Below are 19,734 nucleotides of genomic sequence, written 5' to 3'. Positions count from 1 at the left end.
AAAAGTATAACATTTTATTTCACTTGCAACTATTCTGCCAAAATATTTCGTCTTTTTTATTATCCAGGTTGATTTTTCGGGAAAGAACGAACAGATAGTCGGACAAACGGTTCACATAAGCCAACAATTCGTCCGCCACATGTACCTCTTCCGCCAACGCCAAAATACGACGCTCAGCACGTCGACAGACCGTACGGCAGACGTGACAAAGCGCTGCTACCTCATCACCTCCCGGCAGCACAAATGCCTTCAACGGCGGGAGCAGGCTGTCCAGACGGTCGATCTCCGCCTCCACCTTTTCCACCTGTTCGGGGGTAACGATACTGGCTGCACGGAGTTCTGTTTTTTCACTATCGGTAGCCAGATAACTGCCTACGACAAACAGACTGTTCTGCACCCATTGCACAAAAGCCTTATCTTCATCGTTGGACAAACGGGAAACCAGCAGCCCCAGAAAAGAATTCAGCTCGTCCACCGTGCCATACGCTTCCAAACGGACATGTGTTTTGGGAACACGCATCCCTCCCACGAGCGACGTCTTGCCGCTGTCACCCGTACGTGTGTATATCAGACTTTTCTTCATATCAGTATATGTTTTAAGCATTAACAGCCCGAAGGCTTCAAAAGTTTACCAGATAATGTTGTTTTATCTTCGTCCGGTCGAAAAAGATGATGCCCAAGTCGTAGAGGTCGAACGTGATGCCGCAGCGTTCGTCCTGCCTCATGGCGTCCCACAGCCTGCGCATGGCCGACGTGTAGCGGATGCCTTCGATGACAAATACCGAGCAGCCACGAGCCCGCCCCACGCACAGACGGAACACTTCCTCCACAAAGTCGGGACGCCGCCAGTCGTGCAGATAAAGAAAATCGACAGGAACGCCCGCCTCCAGGAACAGTTCGTCCAACTCCGCAGCTGCCGTATAAGCCGCCCCTTCCCTACCCGCCTTCAGATAGAGCCCCGAAGCGGACAGAGGTCCCGCATCGACAATCGTTTCCGGCCGCGCATAGTTAACCAGACGGAACAGAAGCCGCTTCACCCGCAAGGGTTCTTCCCTCCAGCTCCTGGGGTGCTGCGTTGCCTGCCACTTCTCCCCTTCCAGCAGGGAAGCATACTTATAATAAGGTGCAGTCTCGTAGATGACCCCCGTTATCAGATGGAAAGCAAAAGGTGAGTGCACTCCGTAACCGCACCGATGGCGGAAACGGGCCAGACGCACGAAAGGACGCTTACACAAGATAGAGATACGGTTCATGTTCCAGACAGTTTTATACCTGCAAAGATAAAGTAATCCGGCAGAAATCCATCAACCGGCAGCAGTATTTTGCACCCGCCCTGACGAAGTGCTGCATGAACCCTCCACACAGTGCTTCGTCAGGGGGTGAGGAAGTGCTGCATGACGACCTCAGGAAGCACTGCATGGCAAGGCAAGAAAGCACTGCGTTAACCTGCCTGAAACAGCCTTTTCCTCATCCGATAAGATACTTTAGCAGAAAGAATACCGTCAGGATGTACATTGTAACCGTGAGCCGCTTGCGGTGGCCGGACAACAGATTCACCAACACATAGCTGATCATGCCGATGGAAATACCCTCGGAAATGCTATAGGCCAGCGGCATCATAATCAGACAAAGGAAAGCGGAGATGGAGCGGGAATAGTCGGAGAAATCAATCTCTTTCAGTGTGGAAAGCATCATCAGCCCCACCAATATCAGGACCGGAGCCGTAGCCGCCGTCGGCACCGACAGGAAGAACGGCGCAAAGAACAAGGCAAGCACTAGACCCATCGCCGTCACAAAAGCCGTGAGACCACTGCGCCCGCCTTCGTTCACACCGGCCGCATTCTCGACCACAGTGGTGACAGTGCTCGTCCCCATAAGGGCCCCGAACGTCGTTCCCAGCGCATCGGCCATAAAAGCCCGGTTCAGCCGACGGATTTTCCCCTGTCTGTCCACCATACCCGCCTTCACGGACATGCCCACCAGTGTACCGATGGTATCAAAAAGGTCAATAAACAAGAACGTGAAAACCACCACCAGCATGTCCAGGCTCCAGATGTGTTCAAAATCAAACTGGAGCACGATGGGAGCAGGCGATGGCGGCAGGCTGCACAAACCTTGCCAGTGAGTCACTCCGAACGGTATGCCCAGGAGCGTAGTTACCAAAATGCCAATGAGCAATGCCCCCGCAACCTTGCGTACCAGCAACACAGAAGTCAGGAGCAAACCGACCAACGTGAGCACCACCTGCGGGCTGGTGACATCGCCTAAAGTCACCAACGTAGCTTCACTTCGTACGATGATGCCAGACTGTTGCAAACCGATAAATGCAATGAACAAGCCGATGCCCGGAGCTATCGCTTTGCGAATTACCTCGGGCAGGGCATTGACAATTCTCTCCCGAATGCCCGTGGCTGTCAGCAAGATGAAAAGAATTCCCTCAATCAGCACAGCCGTCAGTGCAAATTGCCAGGGATAACCCATCGTCAGGCAAACCGTATAGGCAAAGAAAGCGTTCAGCCCCATGCCCGGCGCCAGCGCAAAGGGCAGTTTGGCATAAAAAGCCATAACCAATGTCGCAAATACGGAGGCAATGACCGTCGTCGTGAACAGCGCGTCACGGTCCATGCCCGTCGAACTCAACACATTGGGATTGACGGCCAGGATATAGGCCATGGTCAGGAAAGTGGTCAAACCGGCTACCACCTCCCTGCGGACAGTCATCGTCCTCGGATCAAAATCGAAAAGTCTTTTCAGCATATCGTGCGATTCGGATAAGTCGGAAACAAAAGTAAGAAATAAAAAACATAAAGTCCCTCTTTACATCCGTAAAGTAGATGTTTAGCGTGTTCAAGTAGGTGTTTACGGCGAGAAATCACCTTAAAAAAACATTTCTCCCTTGAAGCCCTCACGCTTTCACATCGCCACAATGCATTGAAAACAAATGCGATACGATGAAACATACAAGGTTCACGGTGAAGGCACAAGAAGAGATTTACGGACGGAGTGTGAAACTTACTGCTTTCACCATCTCCTTAAGTCAGATCTTTGTTTCACCGTAACCATATAAATACCAACATCTTACAGTGAAAGTTCATTCGAACATCTTTTATACAATAAGAAAAGCAGCTTTAAAAATAAAATAGTCGAACGGAAATATCATCGATATGATACAGATGCAAAAACAGCATGATACACAAATCCATAATCTCAAGGAAATGCTACGCATGGAAAAGTTCTGTGCCATGCTGGGGGGCACTAAAAAATGACTGAAAGCCTTATAGTCAAAAAAGAAGCTTTGAAATGTAGCGGTAAAATCTATTCGGAGCAGCATAGGTAAAACTTTAATGCCAAGGATTATATTCTAATGGTGGAAATGACCCTAACGATGAAAGCTGACTGAACCTGACAATAATCAGGAAGCCGATTGCCGACTGGTTCAGAGAACAATGGCACAGGCTCAGATATGGCACAAGACAACCACAACAGGAAGAAAGGAAAAGCAGAGGATTCAAATTGTAATTGTTGAATCGCTCAAATCTAGAAGAAAGGAGTAATCAAATGGTATTTTAATTGTTCCTTTTTCATATCTTTACACCATTGGAAAAGCCATTCTTTCTCTTTTCGCCAGCACGTTTATTACTGCCAACAAGAATAGGTTTAGGTTAGTTTGGATGTATATACAAAAGACAGAACTAAACCGTAAATGCAGACGATAATTATAGCAAGTCACTTATGATACATTCTGTTCTTCCAAGACTATATTAGCATCATTATCGCATTTTTCAGGCTTAATCCGCTCTATACGACGAATATGTTTTGCCCTATTAGCTATAATTAACGGTACACGCTCGACAACAACAACCGATGTGTCAAGCCCCAACGCACTCGGTTCTCCAATGCCTATCTTTCTAATTAAGGCATAAAGGCTCATCAGCAAATTTTGTCGGCGGTTACGGGAATCTTCAGGATAATATATCCGGTGGATAATAATAAAGCGAAAATCACCCGGTATGCCATTCTTATGCAATGAAGGATAAGAGCTTGTTAGTTCTACTTCACCATCCGCAACAAGGTCATCAACTACTTGTCGTAAATAAAGGCTCACGCGCGGTTCTATACGAAAACCTATACGCATGGTTATACTAAACAATGTCCCTTTTATTAATGTGGAACAATTATATTCAAGTGTGTCTGGTGTATCCACAAATTCAAGGTTAATAAGCCAATAATGATCTGCCCGTTTAGGCTGCTTATTAATTATGGAATACAACAATTTATCGTCCACACAACCTTCTTTGTCTGCATGATTCACATAGACAAGATTAGAAGCATATTTGGATATGCTTTCGTCCGCCTTAATATCAGAAATAATGTTGTAGTATTCACTTAACCGTTTGGAAGACATATGTTTTCGACGAATTTTGTTGGCACTTACCCATACAAACATGATAAAACATAATAATCCACCTATTAACAGCGTAAACCAACCTCCGACCATAAATTTGGACAGGTTTGCAGCAAGGAAAATACCTTCAATAACACAATATCCGCCGACAAACAGTATTGATAGAATGCGTGGAATGTTATGCATATGCAAATAGAATCCCAACAACAATGTTGTCATCAACATTGTAATAGTTATGGCAAGTCCATAAGCGGCTTCCATGTGGGTGGAATCTCGAAACAACAATATAGTAAATATTACTCCAATATACATTACAAGGTTTACCATTGGAATAAATGACTGACCTTTTACGTTGGTAGGGTGCTTAATACGCATACGAGGCCAGAAATTCAAGTTCATAGCTTCACTCAATATGGAAAATGAACCGCTTATTAGAGCTTGGCTCGCAACAATAGCTGCCCCGGTAGCCATTGCTATGGAAAACAACAGTATTTCTTGTGGCATGATTGAATAAAATGGGTTCACTGTACCTTCTGCACTTTCCGGATGATGCAATACCCACGCTCCTTGCCCCAAATAATTTAGAATAAGCATCACCTTTACAAATATCCAACTGACCGTAATATTTCGTCTGCCACAGTGCCCTAAATCAGAGTATAAGGCTTCTGCACCAGTGGTACACAAGAAAACGGCACCCAATATCAGAAACCAGTGGGGGGATTCCACTAATAACCGTATGGCATAGTAAGGATTGAATGCCTTGAATACTTGAGGATAGGAAGTCAGACTGATAGCTCCGGCGATTCCAAGAAGCAGGAACCAAAGTAGCATAAATATGCCAAATGACCGTCCTATATTTTCTGTACCAAAACGCTGAACGAAAAATATAATGGTAATAATGGTCAGTGTAATAGGAATCACAGGCAGATGCGGACTGATACTTTCAAGTCCTTCTATGGCAGTTGTGACCGTAATGGCTGGAGTGATAATACCATCAGCAAGCAAAGTGCTCGCACCGATAATGGCAATGATGTAAATCCACCTTCTTCTGTGGCGGCGTAAAAGGGCATAAAGCGCAAGTATGCCACCCTCCCCGTTATTGTCGGCACGGAGAGCCACCAGCACATATTTCACCGTAGTCTGAAGAGTAAGCGTCCATATGATACAAGACAATGCGCCTAAAACATAATTTTCATCAAGAGCTTCTCCAGTATGAATGATGGCTTTCATAACATAGAGTGGCGATGTTCCAATGTCACCAAAAACAATACCCAATGTGATGAGTAACCCGGCAAATCCAAGTTTATGTTGAATATTGCCTTCTTTTGATAGGTTTGCCATAAAAAGTAGTTTTTTGTTCTACATATATTTGTTTTCCTTTTAAGCGGCGCAAATATAAAATAAAATCTTAACAATAAGATTTCACTTTTCTTTTTTCGTGAAAAATATCATATAAACCTTGACGATGGTCAAGGCTTGTCTAAAAAAAATAGTCTGTTTGAATTACGTATAACTATTAAACTCAAAAGCCGAAGTTATGGGACTTATCCTTCACCTCGGCTTTTTGCTATTTACTGATTTCCTAACCTATCAGCTTCCTTTTTCAACTGCTCAGCCTGCTCATTAAGCAGCTTTGCCCGTTCCAAGGCTTCCGCCTGCCTGCGGCAACGTTCCTCAAAATCTAGTACCGAATCCGTCAGGTTGCGGATAAAACGCTCGTCCCGCTGCCACTTGAACTTATTCTCCAGTCTTTCAAGGGTATTGGCGTCCGCTTGCCCCTGCATCAGCAGATAACGGTATTTCATGTCGTTGTCCTGTGGAAAAGCCAACGAAAAACTGCAAGACGAGGTTTCAAAACGGGACACCAGTATTGAAAAATTGCAGAGCCAAATACAGCAGATGCAGAAACAGCATGATACGCAAATCCACAATCTCAAGGAAATGCACAGACAGGAACTTGACATGAAGGAAAAGGAGCTGTCACGACTCGCCAGAATCATAGACAAGGCTTTCAGGTGGTTCCCGATGTTCAGGGAAATGCTTCGCATAGAAAAGTTCTGTGCCATGCTGGGGTTCTCTAAAGAAATGACCGAAAGTCTTTTGGTCAAGAAAGAATCCTTAAAATGCAGCGGTAAAATCTATTCCGAGCAGCACAGACGAAACTTTGACGTAAAGGATGATGTTTTTAGGGTGGAGAATGACCCTGACGATGAAAGCAGACTGAGCCTGACAATAAACAGGAAGCCGATTGCCGAGTGGTTCAGGGAACAATGGCACAGGCTTAGATATGGAACAAGAGTACCGCAACAAGAAGAAAAGAAAAGTAGAGGAATTAAGATGTAACTTGATAGTTTGCGACTCTAGATTCCCGATTATCAATTAAATTGTGTATCTTTGCCAATGGTTAGAGGAAACTCTTTCCAAGACATGTTAGAATTAGAAGAAGCGTTATGCTAGTCGTGGTGTCGGAAACCTAGGAAATTTCTTAAGACATACAAACGATGATGGCATAGTGGTTCTCACGCTATAGCGTGGGCTGCTATTGTTATATCTGTTTGTATGGGTTTTCCTAGGACCTCCGACACAGGTGAACGATTTGTGGTTCACGCTTCGTGCGTTAGGAATGACAATTAACCAATAAACATAGTTCATATGAACATTAAGCAATGCATCTATTTATTTGCCGCAATCGCATTTTCACTCTCATCTTGTAGCGATGACAGCGGCATGGGAAATGATTTCGAGCCTAAGACGTATAATGTATTAGGCAAAGTAGAAAAAGGTCCATTTGTCAGCGGTTCTACTATTACCATTCAACCGATGGACGGAAATTTACAAGTACTTGGAAGCTTGTATTCAGCTACCATTCAAGACGATTTAGGCAATTTTTCTTTTGGCTCCAAGTTGTTTGAAGCACCCTATGCGGAATTAACGGCTAATGGTTATTTCTTTAACGAGGTAGAAGGTGAGTTATCATCAGGCACATTAAATCTTCGTGCCTTGGTAGATTTATCTGATGAAACTACAGTAAACGTAAACCTGCTTACACATTTGAAGTATCAAAGAATACAGAAACTCATTGCGGAAGGGGTAAAATTCGGAGAAGCCAATAAGCAAGCACAAAAAGAATTGTTTACCGCTTTCGGACTTCAAAAATATGCAGAAAAAGATGCGTCCACATTTTCCATTGCTGGAGGAACAGATGAGTCTGCTGCTTTGATTGCCATATCTTCTCTGCTACTTGTAGATAGAAGCGAAGCTGCCCTGACAGAATATTTGGCAAAATTATGCAGGGAATTTGGCGAAAATGGAAAGTTTGGAAGCAGCACATTACAACAAATCAGTGAAGACAAAAAGTCATTGAGCAATCAACTTTCTTCTGTAAGAGAAAATATCATAGACCGCTATGACGACCTTGGATTAAAAATTGAAGTAAAAGAATTAGGACACTTCATAGATTGGGATGATGACGGACTTGCAGGAAATGAAACATTGCAAGATGGACAAGAAGTCAAATTGGAGACATCGGAACTTAACGTACCCAATGAAGGAGGAACCTATACAATCAACATATCTTCCCCCATTCCGGTATATCTAACGCCGTTAGTTGATAAAGACGATGACGGACCAATAGACAACATTACAGAAGATAACGTTTTCAATGAAATCTATGAACACATAGAAAATGATGGTATTTCTATAGAAAAAAGCATTAACGAAAACAAGTTGACAATTAAAGTTTCCCGACTAAATTCAAGAGCGGATAAATCGACTTCTGTAACCATATATGATTGTCTTGGCAATGTGGTAGGTGAAGTAAAAGTAATCCAAGAAGGAAATGGAAACACTTCAATACCGAAATTAGGACGGACAGGAGAGCAGGTTGTCGCAGGCTTTGCATTACCCATTGCTCGCGGACTTTCTGATTTTAATCTTATTGAGCAATACTACCACTATAATAAAGAAGCGGATTTGGTAAGTCAATACGTTTACCCCAGTTGTGATAATGTAAAAAACATTTGGAGTAATTTTTATAGTGCCAATAGGATGATTATGCTATTTAAAGAAAAGGAAGCTGAACAGCTCGGTGTTTATCAAGACTATCTTAATGTATTCAGCGCAATGCATTATTACTATATGGCAGTGGCTTGGAAAGACGTTCCTTATATAAATTACGTGCTTGATATAAATAACGCATATAATATCAGCAGAACTCCAATACATGATATTTTCTCGGACTTAAAAGCCAATTTGGAAAAAGCCATAGATAATCTTGAAGAGAAAAAGAATGAATCGCTTAGTAATGATGCCAATGATTTTTTCTTCTTGTCAAAAGATGTAGCAAGAATATTGCTTGCTAATATTTGTATGTATCAAGGTGAATACAACCAAGCAGAAAAGCTCTTGGGAGAAGTTATCAGCAATGGCTTCTATGAGCTGGATGCTTCCAATTATAACAACAAGGAAACCATTACGAATTTATTTAATAATGGAAGCAGCAAAGAAACCATATTTGCAGCTCATAATGAACCTCAATCACGTGGAAATATTTCGATTGGCACCCCTCCATTAGTTCCCATAATGACTTATACTGATGTAGTTTTGTCTTATGCTGAAAGCCTTTATAAAAATGGTAGGACATTGGAAGCCGAATCACAGTTGCAAAAAGTAATCACAGCTAAACATATTAGCGTAACAGGTGAAAATACTTTGGAGAAGATAAAAGATGCAAGACTACAGTTGATGCTTTATACCAACACAAACTTCGCATTCATGAAAAGAAACAATTTTGCAAAAGAGGTATATGGAATTGAAGAATACAGACTGCTATTACCAATACCGCAACAAGAAATAATTGTTAACCCGTCAATGACACAAAATCCAGGATATTAATAAGAATACGACTTAGACCTAAAAAGTTCCACGATTCGCTATTGAATGGTGGAGCTTTTTATATTAAAAAACAATACGATCACAACTAAAACATAAAACTAAAAATTTTCTTTTGAGAGGTCTTAAATCGTTCAATTTCCAAAGAGAGCGATTTCTTTAATTGAACAGCCATAAAGCCCAAGAAAGGCAGATTTGTTTCTTCTTCCTGTGATTGACGTAAGGCAGAAATATACTCCTCTCTATCTTCCTTGAATATCTTAGTAGGAAAAAGGTTGTAGCAAAACTGAATGTAATTCATCAGCAAGCGGGCAGTCCTTCCGTTACCATCTACCCACGGATGAATGGTCACTAAGTTAAGATGGGCATTGAAACTTAATTCGTATTGTTCCCGAAATGTTCCCACTGTCTTTTGCTTTTCCTGTAATAAGGTGCAAAATTCATCTATTTTGGCAGGGACTTTCTGATAATTCATATAAGAACGTCCACCAATACCAGCCGTCACGCCACACAAGCGAAATTCACCTTTGGAAGAATCAAAAGAGCCTCCCATAACGTTATAAATACTGCCTGTCGTACGCATCAATGTCGAATTCAGCTTTTGCAAAAACGCTGAATTAATTGGCTTCTTACATTTGGCTTCCTCTTTGGCAAACTCATAAGCTTTCTTTAAGTCCTCATTCATCAAATGATATACCAAAGGTTTCCCTTTAGCTGTCAATCCCTCATCGAAAAGCATTTGTGCCTCCACTTCGGTGAGTGTAGAACCCTCAATTGCTGTAGAATGGGTAATAAGAGAATAGAGGTAGTACTTTTCATAGTCCACCGCTTCACTAATACCAAGTTGCTGAAACTTCTGGTATAACTGTTCAATCTCTTGCCAAACACCTTGTTCCATTGACGTTTATTTAATTGGATTTATTTCTTTTCAAAGGTAATGTATTTGTATTGCGTAGCCAAAGAAAATAATGACTTACTACTATATTTTTTCGCCTGTGGGGAAAATGCGGGGAAAAATCAGACAAGTAAAAAGGCTAAGTAATTGATAATTCAATACTTAGCCTTTTATTCTGTACCCAGACCCGGGGTCGAACCGGGATGGAAGTGAATCCACTGGTGTTTGAGACCAGCGCGTCTACCGATTCCGCCATCTGGGCATCACATTGATTTCTCAATTGCGGTGCAAAGATACAGCTTTTTTTTGAACTCGCAATACTTTATCGAAAAAAAGAAGAAAAAAACAGAAAACCTCCGACAAACATTACCTATTCTTAAAAATATAATGTACTTTAGCAAAAAAATTAATGAGAACAATCATGGCAATAAACAAAGACAATTTCTGCGTTATCATGGGAGGAGGAATTGGCAGTCGCTTTTGGCCGTTCAGCCGCAAAACACTGCCCAAACAGTTCCTCGATTTCTTCGGCACCGGACGTTCGCTGCTGCAGCAAACTTTCGACCGCTTTAAAAAAATTATACCGACGGAGAACATCTTCGTTGTTACCAACGCCCTCTATGCCGACCTTGTCCAGCAACAACTTCCCGAACTGAAAGCCGAGCAAATCCTTTTGGAACCTGCACGCAGGAATACAGCACCCTGCATCGCATGGGCTTCCTACCACATACGGGCCATCAATCCCAATGCCAACATCGTTGTGGCACCATCGGACCACCTGATCTTGAAGGAAAGTGAATTCCTGACTGCCATCGAGAAAGGCTTGGATTTCGTAGCCGGAGAAAACAAACTCCTGACTCTCGGAATTAAACCCAACCGACCAGAAACAGGCTACGGATACATCCAGATAGCCGAAGCAGCCGGGGAAAACTTCTATAAAGTGAAGACATTCACCGAAAAGCCCGAACTGGAACTGGCCAAAGTATTTGTGGAAAGCGGAGAATTCTATTGGAACTCCGGCTTGTTCATGTGGAACGTGAATTCCATCATCAAAGCAGGAGAAGACTTGCTGCCCGAATTGGCTTCCAAACTGGAACCAGGTAAAGACGTCTACGGCACGCCGGAGGAGAAAAAATTCATTGATGAGAATTTCCCAGCCTGCCCCAACGTATCCATTGATTTCGGCATCATGGAGAAAGCCGATAATGTCTACGTATCATTAGGCGACTTTGGTTGGTCGGATCTCGGAACATGGGGATCCCTTTATGATCTCTCCCCCAAAGACGAACATCGAAATGTAACTCTGAAATGCAACTCCCTACTCTACAACAGCCAAGATAATATCATTGCCCTGCCCGAAAACAAATTAGCGGTAGTGGAGGGATTGGAAGGTTACTTGATTGCAGAATCGGACAACGTCCTACTCATCTGTAAAAAGGACGAAGAGCATGCCATCCGTAAATACGTGAACGATGCACAAATCAAGATGGGCGAAGATTATATCTAATATTAGATAAAACTCAAAACCATACAAATATAAAAGAAGGGACAGCCCGTCAAGGCCGCCCCTTCTTTTATATATAGGAGGATATATGCTTACTCTAAAACTATCTCATCTACAAACAAAAAACCTGGATTACCCTTGCCACCATGCCATGACGGAATTTCGTGTTCAGACAGAGCTTTTACTTTGACATAACGCGTCTTTACAGATGCAAATTCCAGCTTATGGGTATAAATCTGATTGGGATCATCAGACTTCATCGCAGGATAGGATTCCGAAGCCACTTCCTTAAACGTCTGGTTGTCATCCGAAACAGATACCGTAATACCGCGGGTATCAAAGATCCAATCGCCCTTTTCTACACAAGTATGTAATGTCATCGACGAAATTTCCATCGGTTCTTTCAAGTCAATGACAGCCTCCATGTCATTCTTATAGAAAGCAATCCAACGCCCGGTTTTGTAATTCATGTTACCCGTCATGCCATCAACCAATACCGTAGCTCCAGTAAATTCATATTGTTTGTTGATGGGTTGCAACATGGTTATCGGCTTCATAGACGACTTACTGAAAGTGATTTCATCGGTTGTTACTTTCGATTTTCCAGAAGAACGAATCGCAACAGTACGAAGCGTACAGGGCTTATCTATTTTAAGCACTCCTGTATATTCCTGTGATGAAGAAGTTGGTTCACTACCATCCAACGTATAGTAAATAGGAGCACCATCAATGGTTTGAGCTACAACATCAAGCGTACCAGTTTCTGTATTTGGCCTCAAGTCAAGCCGTACATCAAATATATGCGTTGCATAATTCCATCCATTCTTTTGATAGATATCCACCAGACGGCTCACCCGCTTCAGGAATGATTCATAATCTTTCTTATCGGGCTGACTCCATTGTACTTCACACAAAGCTGCCATACGAGGCAAAACCATATACTGTATTTGTTTCAGGTCAGGGATATACTCTGTCCACAAATTGGCCTGTACACCAATAATATATTTCTGTTCTTCGGGCGACAAAGCCTTAGGCATAGGTTCGTAACTATACACCCGTTCCATAGGCAAATATCCTCCAATAGCCAATGGTTCGGTATCTGTATCTTTCGACTGATAATAATCGAAATAGAGATATGTATTCGGAGTCATAACTACATCATGCCCTTGTTTGGCTGCTTCGATACCTCCGCCTTCACCACGCCATGACATAACAGTAGCTCCCGGAGCAAGTCCACCTTCCAAGGTTTCATCCCAACCAATCATCTTCCGGCCTTTCGTTGCAAGGAACGCTTCGGCTTCATGAATAACAAAACTCTGCAAACGTTCTTCTTTAGTGTGTTTACTATCGCTCTTTAAACCCAAAGCCTTGATACGTGCCTGACACTTCGGACACTTTGCCCACACCGTTTTGGGACACTCGTCGCCTCCCACATGAATATATTCTGATGGGAATATTTCCACGATTTCAGCCAATACGTCCTTGACAAATTCGATTGTCTTATCATTGCCCGCACACAGCACATTATCTGAAACACCCCACTGCGTCCATACTTCGTACGGACCACCCGTACATCCCAGCTCAGGATAAGCAGTCAGAGCAGCCTGCATGTGCCCGGGCAGATCTATTTCAGGTATCACCGTAATATAACGTTCAGCAGCATAAGCGATTATTTCCTTTGCCTGTTCCTGGGTATAGAATCCACCATAAGGCTGTCCGTCATACTTACCACTATTGCGCCCGATAACCGTTTCTTTACGTTGCGAAGCGATCTCGGTCAGTTTCGGATATTTCTTGATTTCTATTCGCCAACCCTGGTCGTCAGACAAATGCCAATGCAAACGATTGATATTATGAAGTGCCAGCATGTCAATATAGCATTTCACATCGTCCACAGAAAAGAAATGACGGCTCACATCCAACATCATACCTCGATAACCAAAGCGAGGTTCATCAGTAATACTTACCGCAGGTAATTCTATACTCCCGCCCTCAGCTATGCCAATTGACTTACGCAATGTCTGAATACCATAGAATACACCAGCCTCAGTTGGTGCTGTAATCACAACTTGCCCCTGTTTCACTTCCAAGGAATAAGCTTCCGGATTCTCTTTTTCCAAGCCCAATTGCAAAAGGATGCCTTTCTGTCCTTCACCACCTTCCTTTACATTTAATCTAATCCCCGTCTGACTTTCTACGTATGATGCCAAAAACTCGGCATTCCGGCGCATTTTCTCGTTGCCAACCGTATAATAGATTGTTGTGCCATCCTTCATAACAAAGGAGGCTTCTTGAACTGTTTTAATTTCCAAAGGAATGGGAACCACCTCATAATCGGCAACCACGGGGGCTTTACCTGCACAAGAAGCTAACAATAATCCTACTAAAGCCAAGCTTCCTAACCTGAAATCAGAAAAAATTCGCATGTTCAATAATCTTACAGAATTAATAATAAACCTAATAGCAGAAAAATTCTGCGTCAAGATACAAAAAAAAGATGAAATGAACAAGCGACTAATTACAAATCCTGCTAAAAGCCGACTTTCAACTGCTTTATTTTCAAATTTACTTTTCTACCTGTTGTCCGGCTTCCACCCAACCGTTAAAACCAGTCTCCAGTTCATAAACCTTAAAACCCTTTTCAGACAATATGTGAGCTGCTTTTTTACTTCGTTTACCGCTACGACAATAGAGAGCAACCGGTCTCGAAAGTTGCAATACGGAATCTGCAACAGCAGCAAAAGATTCATCAAGTACATTAACGTTCATGCTACCAGGAATATGACCTTCTGAATATTCCGCTACTGTACGTACATCTAAACGTTGAACTTCCGGATCATTGATTACATTAACAAAGTCTTCCACAGACAACGTTTCAAAATTGCCACCTTTCTGCTGACAAGAAGAGAAAAAAGAAAATAACAAACAAAATGATGCAAACAACGTTTTCATAACCAAATTCAATTAAAAGTTATTCGGCTATCAAAGGCCGGTACTCAAAGGTATATGTCTTCACTTCACCCGAATAAGTATGCACATGCAAGCTCACCTCTACCGTATCAACTCCTTCATCGGCATACTGCAATAAGGGTATCGAACAATAGGCACGCTGGCTATAAGCCTGAGTGTCGCCTCCATCATCATGATACAACGTCAATTCTACTGACGAACGGCGCGCTTCTGCATCAACATCCACCCGATCTTCCACATAATGAAACTTATGTTTCCCATGCTGTGCCTTGACCGTAAGCATCAGGTTCAGATAATTACGTCCCATCCACACACTCAGCACATCCACTGGGTCAGTCTTCACACCTTCGGGAAATTTATCGGCAGGCAAAGGTATCGGAGCAACGGCTGCCGACACGGCATATAGGTGCACTCCCTCACCTCCTTCCTTGTGCACCAATTCATAATTGCTGACAATACGCACCAAAGAGTCGGGACGGATATGCGAATGGGAGTCATCAACCAGCACCGCATATTCCTCACCACCATCCGTCAACACCCGCTCCAACGTTCCGTCGCCCCCCGAATAGGCAGTAAGGAATTCTAGTTTGACAGACGGATAATGATAGCTATACTCCCCGCAAGCTGTCAGCAACAGACATAACACGCCCCACAGACAACCACACCAATAAGCCGCCATTACTTTCCTCTTCATACTTCCATTGCCTTCAGATGATTCTTCAGCGGATTGGCATACATCTCGAGCATCTTGGTACGCAGAAAGGCTTCATCCTTATTTTCCAACGTGATACGTGACAATTGGCTGGCCAGATAGCTTTCAAACTTCTGCTTGTCATCGGTCGTATAATGCCCGGCATAGACATTGGTACCTGCCAAAAGGTCAGCAGCCACATAGTTACACGGATACAAACGATAACCGCGATGAATTTCTCTGTCTATCATCGCCGAAACAGTAGAGAAAAGCTCCTGACGAGGCATCTTGCGATCCAGGCCAGCCAAGAGATCGTTGATACAAGAAGCAATGTGGAAGTGTACCCGTCCCTTATAGCCGAACAAGCCTGTCTGCATATTCTTCAGGTCATCGGCCGTCGACTTCTTGTAATCAGGATGGTCGCGCTTCAGCTGAAACTCCCATGCCTTGAGGAAATCGCAAGGATCAAACTCGTAAGAAATAGAAAGAGGCGCGATGTTCATCTCCATCAGGCGATCCAACACATCGCCCTCGCCGCCGATAGCCAGCATCTTGAGTACACTATCCTGCGTGCGGTCGTCTGAGTCTTTGGCGCGTCCCTCACGCTGGGCTATCCAGATAGACTGCTTCTTCTGCGAAATGGTGTAGTGCATGTAGCGTGACATGCGAGCTGATGACTCAAGCATCTGCCGCATGGGCAAGCCACGTTGTACGATGAACGACTTGTTGATACGTACCAGTCTTTTTATCCACGGATAAATGAGCAGATTATCCCCAATGGCTATTTCTACTGTGTCACCTCCCTGATCTACCAACATAACAGACAAAAAGCCCGAATCGAGAATAATATCTCGATGATTGGAAATGTAAGTGTACGATTTCGTTTTGTCAGCCAAAGAGTCATTATCCAACGTCACACCATCTGAGGCCTTCTGCATAATGTCTTTCATTATGGCATATCCAAAAGTTTTTTGGAACTCCAACTTGGTCTTGCAACTGCGCATTTTGGCAGCAAGCATTTCAAAAGGCACACTGGGAAAGGCCGCGGAAGCCACTTGCCTGAAAGCTGGATCGGCTATCAGTTCCTCATACACTTCGGGAAGTTCCTCGTCGTGATAAGGGCGGATTTCGTCAAATTCGTCGTACATAGTAAGGAAGGTTAAAACTTGTTTTCTATAATGTCTGTCATCACGTCCTTGATGTCCAAGCCGGCGGCACGCACCTGCTGAGGGATGAAGCTGGTGGCCGTCATGCCCGGCGTGGTGTTCACCTCGAGCAGGTTGATTTTATCACCCTCAGTCACAATATAGTCTACACGGATAATACCCTGTGCTCCCAGAATGTCGTAGATGGCCGAAGTGAGCTTCTTCACCCGGTCGGCCAGCTCGTCGGAGATACGGGCTGGAGTGATTTCGTCGGACTCGCCATTGTACTTGGCCTTGTAGTCGAAGTATTCGTTGTGGCTCACCACCTCTGTAATGGGGAAGACCACCGACTTGTCGCGCGTCTTATAGCAACCGCAGGTCAACTCGGTGCCGTCCATAAAGGCTTCCACCACCACCTCTTGCGCTTCGTCGAAGGCCTTGGCAATGGCGGGTTGTATCTGTTCGCGTGTCTTTACCTTGGTCACACCAAAGCTGGAGCCTCCCAGGCTGGGCTTGATGAAGCAGGGCAGGCCGATCTTCTCCACCACTTCGTCATCGGTAATGGTCTGTCCCTGACGCAAAAGGAGCGACTCAGCAATGCGCACGCCATAGGCATGCAGATACTGGTTGCAGGCAAACTTGTCATACGTAAGCGCCGCCGCCAGCACGCCACAGCAGGAGTACGGGATGCGGAGCATGTCGAAGTAGCCCTGCAGGCGTCCGTCCTCGCCCGGCGTACCGTGGATGGTGATGTAGGCGAAGTCGAACTTCACCTTCTGCCCGTCCAGCTGGAAGCTGAAGTCGTTGCGGTCTACGGGCAGCGTACGTCCGTCGTCGAGCCGCACGTGCCAGTCGAGGCCGTGCATGCCCACTATATATAATGTGTACTTCTCCTTGTCGATGAAGGAGTAGATTCCTTGTGCGCTGCGCAGGGAAACTTCATACTCGGAGGTATCTCCTCCGGCCACAATAGCAATCGTACGTTTCATTCTAATTCTCTGTTACTGATGTAGCTTCTCCATTTGCCGATGAGGTTCGTCATGTCGTCGGGCAGTTCGGAAGTGAAGTACATTTCCTCGCCAGTGACGGGATGGACAAAGCCCAGCGTCATGGCGTGGAGCGCCTGGCGCGGGCAGATGTCAAAGCAGTTGTTTACAAATTGTTTGTATTTGGCAAAATGTGTACCTTTCAGGATTTCGTGGCCGCCGTAGCGTTCGTCGTTGAAGAGCACGTGGCCGATGTGCTTCATGTGCACACGTATCTGGTGCGTACGCCCCGTCTCGAGGATACACTCGACGAGCGTGACGTAGCCGAAGCGCTCCAGCACGCGGTAGTGGGTCACGGCATGCTTGCCTTCGCCCTCGGGCAGGACAGCCATCTGGAGGCGGTCCTTGGGGTTGCGGCCGATGTTACCCACAACCGTACCCTCATCCTGCTCCACGTTGCCCCATACCAAGGCCTGGTAGCGGCGTTTGGTAGTCTTGTGGAAGAACTGCCAGCCCAGGTTGGTCTTGGCATCAGCCGTCTTGGCAATGACCAACAGGCCGGAGGTATCCTTGTCGATGCGGTGCACCAAGCCCAAGTGCGGGTCGTTGGCATCGTAACCCTTGGTGTCCTTCAGATGCCAGGCGATGGCGTTCACCAGCGTACCATGCCAGTTGCCGTGACCTGGATGTACCACCAGTCCGGCGGGCTTGTTGACCACCATCACGTAGTCGTCCTCATAGACCACGTTCAGCGGGATGTCTTCGGGCACCACTTCGTTGTCGTAGCGGGGACGGTCCATCATCACGGTAATGACGTCGAACGGCTTCACCTTGTAGCTGCTCTTCACGGGCTTGCCGTTGGCCATGACAAAGCCCGCATCGGCCGCCTTCTGGATGCGGTTGCGCGAGGAGTTGGTGATGCGGTCGAAGAGATATTTGTCCACACGCATCATCTCCTGCCCCTTGTCCACCACCACGCGGAAATGTTCGTAGAGCTGGGTCTCGTCGCCCACCGGCTCCACGTCGTCAGGGCATTCGTTCTCCAGGTCGTCTATGTCAATATCTATATCTTCTTCTCTCATAGTCCGTGTCAAAACCAGTCTTCTTCTTCCAACACTTCTCCCTGTACTTGTGGCACGTCCAACGAATCGACTTGCAAAGAATCGGCTGGTGCTTCTTCCCCATTACCGATAACCAATGTCAAAATAGCGCCCATCGGCACCTTAGCGCCTATTTCTAAAGAGTTTCCTCTGTACTTCACCGCATATACCCAATCTTTTTCACCAGGGATAGAGTCATTGTTGGTAAGGCGGAAACCGGCAGCCAATAAACGAGCTTCAGCCTGACGCACAGAACTGTTGTCAGCCACATCGGGCACCTCCTGCAACGGGATATCCAGTGCATTAATAGTCAAATACACCATGCGTCCTTCCTTTACACGTTGTCCCGCAGTCGGACTATAATCGAGTATACATCCAGCTGGTAAGTTTTTTACATAGCTTGAATCGGCTACTACGCAATTCAATCCCCTGTCGGCAAACATAGTTTGTGCTTCCGCCAGACTAAGTCCTTTCACATCAGGCACCACTACTGCCTCACCGTGACGAGTATATGCATCCAATGCTGCCAGTACTCCGAATATCACTCCTGCCAGCACCACAACCATTGCTATGATGTTCCCCCAGAAAAGGCCGTTTTTCCGAAAGGAAAAGAATTCTTTAATCGTCATAAAACATACATTTATATGAAAGACTGTATTGTCCTCTATTTTTTGGCAAAGATAGTGAAAGGTGAGTGCAATGCAAAAAGAAGCTTGCTTATTTTTGTATTGCCGAACCGCATCCTATCTTATTGAAAGATAGTGAAAGGCAAATGGAGAGACAAATGAAAACAAAGTTTTCCAACGCGCTCCCGCTCTTTCAAGATAAAAAAACACTTTTCAAAAGAAAAGCCGCAAAAGACCAGACTTCCTGTCTTTTGCGGCTCTCTTATTTTCTACAAGAGAAAAGAGATTAGGCTTTTACTCCGTTGTATTCGTCGGAAACAGTCAGTTTTTTGCGACCTTTAGCGCGACGTGCTGCCAATACTCTGCGGCCATTGGCTGTAGCCATTCTCTCACGGAAACCATGTTTGTTTTTTCTCTTTCTGTTAGAGGGTTGGAATGTTCTTTTCATTGCTGTATCTTGTTTTACGTTATTATTCTCACGAATTCGGGCTGCAAAAATAGGGAGTTTTTTCAAATAAACCA

The 19,734-nt window shown here is 44.7% G+C and carries 15 protein-coding genes, 1 tRNA gene and 3 pseudogenes; 4 read left to right on the top strand and 15 right to left on the bottom strand.

Going from position 1 to position 19,734, the window contains the following annotated elements; translation table 11 throughout:
• Positions 1–19 precede the first annotated feature (19 nt).
• From HF894_RS07390 to HF894_RS07380, 3 genes are all read right to left on the bottom strand, one after another.
• Positions 20–583 (bottom strand): cob(I)yrinic acid a,c-diamide adenosyltransferase, encoded by a 564-nt coding sequence (locus tag HF894_RS07390; protein WP_204971531.1) that lies wholly within the window; start codon positions 581–583, stop codon positions 20–22.
• Positions 584–620: 37 nt separating this feature from the next.
• Positions 621–1,253: a hypothetical protein gene (locus HF894_RS07385; protein WP_204971530.1), complete on the bottom strand. Its 633-nt coding sequence runs from the start codon at positions 1,251–1,253 to the stop codon at positions 621–623.
• 214 nt (positions 1,254–1,467) lie between these two features.
• Positions 1,468–2,757: an NCS2 family permease gene (locus HF894_RS07380; protein ID WP_204971529.1), complete on the bottom strand. Its 1,290-nt coding sequence runs from the start codon at positions 2,755–2,757 to the stop codon at positions 1,468–1,470.
• A 413-nt stretch (positions 2,758–3,170) separates the two neighbouring features.
• Here HF894_RS07380 and HF894_RS07375 point away from each other — a divergent pair.
• A pseudogene (locus HF894_RS07375) lies at positions 3,171–3,519 on the top strand (mobilization protein); the annotation flags it as partial.
• Positions 3,520–3,730: 211 nt separating this feature from the next.
• On the opposite strand, the gene HF894_RS07370 reads toward HF894_RS07375, so the two are convergent.
• Together HF894_RS07370 and HF894_RS07365 are read right to left on the bottom strand one after the other, a co-directional pair.
• A complete protein-coding gene (locus HF894_RS07370; RefSeq protein ID WP_018710110.1) occupies positions 3,731–5,746 on the bottom strand; it encodes a KUP/HAK/KT family potassium transporter in 2,016 nt (671 codons plus the stop codon).
• 230 nt (positions 5,747–5,976) lie between these two features.
• Positions 5,977–6,222 (bottom strand): annotated as a pseudogene (locus HF894_RS07365) (hypothetical protein); the annotation flags it as partial.
• Positions 6,223–6,226: 4 nt separating this feature from the next.
• Here HF894_RS07365 and HF894_RS07360 point away from each other — a divergent pair.
• Together HF894_RS07360 and HF894_RS07355 are read left to right on the top strand one after the other, a co-directional pair.
• Positions 6,227–6,748: pseudogene (locus HF894_RS07360) on the top strand (mobilization protein); the annotation flags it as partial.
• Between the two features lie 309 nt (positions 6,749–7,057).
• Positions 7,058–9,298 carry a RagB/SusD family nutrient uptake outer membrane protein gene (locus tag HF894_RS07355; protein ID WP_204968578.1) on the top strand — a complete coding sequence of 747 codons (2,241 nt, stop codon included), beginning with the start codon at positions 7,058–7,060 and terminating at the stop codon, positions 9,296–9,298.
• Positions 9,299–9,383: 85 nt separating this feature from the next.
• On the opposite strand, the gene HF894_RS07350 is transcribed toward HF894_RS07355, so the two are convergent.
• Together HF894_RS07350 and HF894_RS07345 are read right to left on the bottom strand one after the other, a co-directional pair.
• Entirely contained in the window at positions 9,384–10,193 is an 810-nt protein-coding gene (locus HF894_RS07350; RefSeq protein ID WP_204968577.1) for a Fic family protein, read from the bottom strand.
• A gap of 175 nt (positions 10,194–10,368) precedes the next feature.
• Positions 10,369–10,452: transfer RNA gene (locus HF894_RS07345), tRNA-Leu, on the bottom strand.
• Between the two features lie 159 nt (positions 10,453–10,611).
• On the opposite strand from HF894_RS07345, the gene HF894_RS07340 reads away from it, so the two are divergent.
• Positions 10,612–11,697, top strand: coding sequence for a mannose-1-phosphate guanylyltransferase (locus tag HF894_RS07340; RefSeq protein WP_021846597.1), 1,086 nt, complete (start codon positions 10,612–10,614; stop codon positions 11,695–11,697).
• 89 nt (positions 11,698–11,786) lie between these two features.
• On the opposite strand, the gene HF894_RS07335 is transcribed toward HF894_RS07340, so the two are convergent.
• The 8 genes from HF894_RS07335 to rpmH form a co-directional block, all read right to left on the bottom strand.
• Positions 11,787–14,120 carry a glycoside hydrolase family 20 protein gene (locus tag HF894_RS07335; protein ID WP_204971528.1) on the bottom strand — a complete coding sequence of 778 codons (2,334 nt, stop codon included), beginning with the start codon at positions 14,118–14,120 and terminating at the stop codon, positions 11,787–11,789.
• Positions 14,121–14,259: 139 nt separating this feature from the next.
• Positions 14,260–14,646, bottom strand: a complete 387-nt coding sequence (locus HF894_RS07330; protein ID WP_204968575.1) for a rhodanese-like domain-containing protein — start codon at positions 14,644–14,646, stop codon at positions 14,260–14,262.
• 19 nt (positions 14,647–14,665) lie between these two features.
• Complete coding sequence (locus HF894_RS07325) at positions 14,666–15,358, bottom strand: NigD1/NigD2 family lipoprotein (protein WP_204971527.1); 693 nt, start codon at positions 15,356–15,358, stop codon at positions 14,666–14,668.
• Entirely contained in the window at positions 15,355–16,503 is a 1,149-nt protein-coding gene (locus HF894_RS07320) for an acyltransferase (protein WP_204971526.1), read from the bottom strand. The genes HF894_RS07325 and HF894_RS07320 overlap by 4 nt, the downstream gene beginning before the upstream one ends.
• Before the next feature lie 11 nt (positions 16,504–16,514).
• Positions 16,515–17,489: a D-alanine--D-alanine ligase gene (locus HF894_RS07315; protein WP_075318020.1), complete on the bottom strand. Its 975-nt coding sequence runs from the start codon at positions 17,487–17,489 to the stop codon at positions 16,515–16,517.
• A complete protein-coding gene (locus HF894_RS07310; RefSeq protein WP_204971525.1) occupies positions 17,486–18,568 on the bottom strand; it encodes an RluA family pseudouridine synthase in 1,083 nt (360 codons plus the stop codon). The genes HF894_RS07315 and HF894_RS07310 overlap by 4 nt, the downstream gene beginning before the upstream one ends.
• A gap of 8 nt (positions 18,569–18,576) precedes the next feature.
• Positions 18,577–19,215 carry a PASTA domain-containing protein gene (locus HF894_RS07305; RefSeq protein WP_021846604.1) on the bottom strand — a complete coding sequence of 213 codons (639 nt, stop codon included), beginning with the start codon at positions 19,213–19,215 and terminating at the stop codon, positions 18,577–18,579.
• A gap of 283 nt (positions 19,216–19,498) precedes the next feature.
• On the bottom strand, positions 19,499–19,660 hold the full coding sequence (gene rpmH, locus HF894_RS07300) for a 50S ribosomal protein L34 (RefSeq protein ID WP_004292199.1): 162 nt from the start codon (positions 19,658–19,660) through the stop codon (positions 19,499–19,501).
• Between the last annotated feature and the right edge of the window lie 74 nt (positions 19,661–19,734).

The sequence above is a fragment of the Caecibacteroides pullorum genome (assembly GCF_019239235.1).
GTDB classification, from domain to species: domain Bacteria; phylum Bacteroidota; class Bacteroidia; order Bacteroidales; family Bacteroidaceae; genus Bacteroides; species Bacteroides pullorum.
The sequence above is the reverse complement of the archived record's forward strand: the minus strand, read 5'-3'. Positions and strand labels throughout refer to the sequence as shown.